The organism is Anaerotignum sp. (assembly GCF_045122575.1).
Lineage (GTDB): Bacteria > Bacillota > Clostridia > Lachnospirales > Anaerotignaceae > Anaerotignum_A.
In genome coordinates this window covers 1-3840 of the sequence record NZ_JBGVHV010000139.1, presented here as the reverse complement: position 1 = coordinate 3840, position 3840 = coordinate 1, and the positions used below count along the sequence as shown (strand labels likewise).

Genomic DNA, 3840 nt, shown 5'->3' with positions numbered 1-3840 from the left:
TGCACTTGCAGGGGAAGAATTCAATATCAATTCCCCCAAGCAGTTGGGTGTGATTTTGTTCGAAAAATTGGGAATGAAGGGTGGTAAAAAAACAAAGACCGGATACTCTACAGCTGCAGATGTTCTGGAAAAACTGCGCTTTGAACATCCCGTCGTAGACAAGATCCTGAGTTACAGAACACTGGCAAAGCTGAAAAGCACCTATGCGGACGGACTTCTGGCGGTAATGGATATGGATACGGAAAAAATCTATTCCACCTTCAACCAGACCATTACGGCCACAGGCCGCATTTCTTCCACAGAACCCAACCTGCAGAATATTCCCGTGCGTCTGGAACTGGGGCGTGAACTGCGGAAGGTATTCATTCCCGAAAGTGACGAATACTGTTTCCTGGATGCAGACTATTCTCAGATCGAACTGCGCGTACTGGCCCATATCGCAGAGGATGAAAGCCTGATCGAAGCATTCAGGAGCGGACAGGATATTCATAGAATGACAGCTTCTCAGGTGTTCCATGTGCCTTTTGAAGAGGTCACATCTCTCCAAAGAAGCAATGCAAAAGCAGTCAACTTTGGCATTATTTACGGCAAAGGCTCCTTTACATTGAGTCAGGATCTGGGCATCACCAGAAAGGAAGCGGAGGAATATATCAGCGCTTATTTTGCCAGATATCCTAAAATCAAAGGTTTTATGGATGACACGATTAAGAACGGTGCGGAAAAGGGTTATGTTTCTACCCTTTGGAATCGCAGACGTGCCATGCCGGAACTGCAGAGCAGCAACTTTATCCAGCGGGCAGCGGGGGAAAGAGCGGCTATGAATATGCCTATTCAAGGCAGTGCCGCGGATATTATCAAACTGGCTATGATCAAGGTGCATAAAGCCCTGAAGGATGGCGGCTTCAAGTCCCGTCTGATTCTGCAGGTACACGATGAACTGCTGATCGAGACCCATAAGGATGAAAAAGAAGCAGTGGCAAAAATTCTGAAGGAAAATATGGAGCAGGCGGCAGCACTGGCTGTTCCTTTAGATGTGGATGTCCATGAAGGCGCATCCTGGTTTGATGCGAAATAAAAAGAGGTTGAAAGATATGAAAGTAATTGGTTTGACAGGGGGGACTGGCAGCGGAAAAAGCGTTGTCAGCAAAAGCCTTGCGGAAGCAGGGGCTGTTATCGTGGATGCAGATAAAATCGCCCATGAGATCATTTTGAAAGATGAACCTGCCTATCATGAGATCGTAGAGTATTACGGCACAGGGATTCTGGATGCAGAAGGAAATATCATCCGCAAAAAACTGGGCGAGATCGTATTTAATGATAAAGAAAAACTGGCATTTCTGAATCAGTGTACCCATAAATATATCACTGCGGAAGTGAAAAGACAGATCGCTGCGGCAAAGGGAGAAGGTACGGCTGCAGCTGTGATCGTGGATGCGCCTCTGCTTCTGGAAGCAAAACTTGAAACAGTCTGCGACCTGGTATGGGTAGTTTATGCGGATCCCGAAGTGCGCGCTCAGAGGGTGATGGACAGAGATGGGATTTCCTATGAACTGGCAAAAGCCCGCATTGCCAACCAGAAAAGCTGGGAAGAATACAAATCTGCGGCAAGTGCTGTCATCGATAACAGCAAGGATCTTGTCCATCTGAAAGAGCAGATAACTCAAATTTTTAAATTGTTGTAAAGGAAGCTAATGACAATGATTCGATTCATAAAGAAATTGTTTACGACAGCAGTTACTGTCGCATTGTTGGTGTCTTTTGGCTACTTTGTGGTATTGCCTCGTGTCCTTCCTTTGGAATATCAGGATAGCGTGGAGAAGTATGCCGCAGTTTACGGACTGGAGAAAAGTCTGGTCAATGGTGTTATTTTTGCGGAAAGCCATTTTGAGCCGGATGCAGTTTCTTCTGCGGGAGCAAGAGGGCTGATGCAGGTAACGGATGAGACCGGATGGTGGGCTGCAGAACAGATGGGATTGTCCGCAGAGACTGTTGATCTGGCCGATCCGGATACGAATATCCGCATTGGCTGCTGGTATCTCAGCTGGCTTTTGGATAAGTTCGCCGGCGTAACAGAAACGGCTTTGGCAGGTTATAATGCAGGCCATGGCAACGTAACGAACTGGCTGGCTGATACAGAAATGAGTGCCGATGGCATCACTTTGGAAGAAATACCGTATGAAGAAACGAAAAGTTATGTCAAAAAAGTGCAGTTGGCGCAGCTGGTATACAGCTATGTATATCGCCAATAACTTTTGAGAGGATTTGAAAAATATGAAGAAAAGAAAATGGCTCCTGCTTCTGGCTCTTTGCATTGGCCTTTGCGGCTGCGGTAAGGACAAATCAAAGCAGGATGATTTTACAGCAGTGGGTGGAGAGACTGTGGATACGGCGTATGAAAATGTATTGACCCTTTCCATGCGTATCCCTGAAACACTGAATCCGCTGCTAAATAGAGAAGAAACGGTCGACCGTATTCTGAAACTGATCTACCTGCCTTTGGTAGAGTTTGATGAAACAGGAAAAGCCTGCCCTTCGATTGCAGAAAACTGGGAAGTAGGTGCAGACGGCAAGACGATTACCATGCAGCTGCAGCATAATCTTCTGTGGCAGAATGGCAGCAGGCTGACTGCGGAGGATGTGGTCTATTCCTTCCGTACCATTCAGAATGCACCGGAAGGCTCTGTTTATAAAAAAGTATCGGATTATGTGGTTGACTGTACGAAAACGGGGGAATATACGGTGGTTTTTACTTTCCGAGAAAATTTCAGCGGAAATTTAAGTGCCCTGCGTTTTCCGGTGATCTCTGCGGCATATCATGGAGGAGAAAATGACCCGAAGGCTGCGGTCAATCAGGCGGCTATGGGTAGTGGTATGTATCAGATGCATTCCTACAAACAGGCATCTGAACTGATCCTGCAGGCAAATGAAGGATATGCAGGCGAAATGCCTTCCATTTCTCGCATCCGTGTAAAAATTACAGCAGGGGAAGATACGGACATCAATTCCTTTGAACAAGGCATGACTGATGTACTGGTGACAGCGGCAACGGAAGCCGGCAGATACGTGGATGAAGGCATTTCCGGTATGTATCAGTATACTTCGAATCAGTATGATTTTATCGGGTTTAATTTCAATAAAGAACTGTTTCAGGATAAATCCCTGCGACAGGCTATTGCCTATGCTTTGCCTAAAGAAAAACTGATGGACAGCGTATATCTGAACTATGGGGTGATGACCAATACCCCCATCAACCCGAAAAACTGGCTTTACGAAGAAAATGTTGCTCTGTATAATTATAATCCTTCCATGGCATCTACCTTCCTGAAAAACAGTGGCTGGGGGGATTTGGATGGAAACGGCAAATTGGAAAAGAAAACTGCAGACGGACAGACAAAACAGCTGAAAGCAACCATTCTGGTCAATACAGAAAATACAGCCAGACGGCAGATCGCATCCAAGCTGAAGGAAGAACTGACGGCCATTGGGTTTGATATTACCATTGATCAGCAGAATTTTGCTGCATATCAGCAGAAATTTATGGAAGGTCAGTATGATATGATCATTGGTGGATGGAATTGTTCCGAAGTGACCGACTTGACACCGTTTTTCGGAACGGCAGGCAGCCTGAATTATATTGGTTATACCAACGAGGAAGTGGATCAGCTGTTGGCAGCAGCGAGAGAGGCCATTGGCGAAGGTCCTACACTGCTGGCATACAGCGGCCTGCAGAAAAAACTGGCAGAGGAATTGCCATATATCAGTATTGCATATCGTAATGAAGCAGTGTTTACATCCAAACATGTGAGCGGTACCATCGAACCTACAGAATTTAATGTTTTC

4 protein-coding genes are annotated in these 3840 nt (G+C 46.0%); all 4 read left to right on the top strand.

Annotated features, from left to right (window positions below; all coding sequences use genetic code 11):
• Positions 1–1075 (top strand): DNA polymerase (locus ACJMLT_RS06840; RefSeq protein ID WP_405728505.1); only part of this gene is annotated, 1075 nt, incomplete at its 5' end.
• Between the two features lie 16 nt (positions 1076–1091).
• Positions 1092–1682, top strand: a complete 591-nt coding sequence (gene coaE, locus ACJMLT_RS06835) for a dephospho-CoA kinase (protein WP_405728502.1) — start codon at positions 1092–1094, stop codon at positions 1680–1682.
• Between the two features lie 15 nt (positions 1683–1697).
• The gene (locus ACJMLT_RS06830; RefSeq protein ID WP_405728499.1) at positions 1698–2249 is read left to right on the top strand and encodes a lytic transglycosylase domain-containing protein; all 552 of its coding nucleotides are present in this window, start codon (positions 1698–1700) and stop codon (positions 2247–2249) included.
• Positions 2250–2271: 22 nt separating this feature from the next.
• The coding region (locus ACJMLT_RS06825) for an ABC transporter substrate-binding protein (RefSeq protein ID WP_405728496.1) at positions 2272–3840 on the top strand (1569 nt) is incomplete at its 3' end.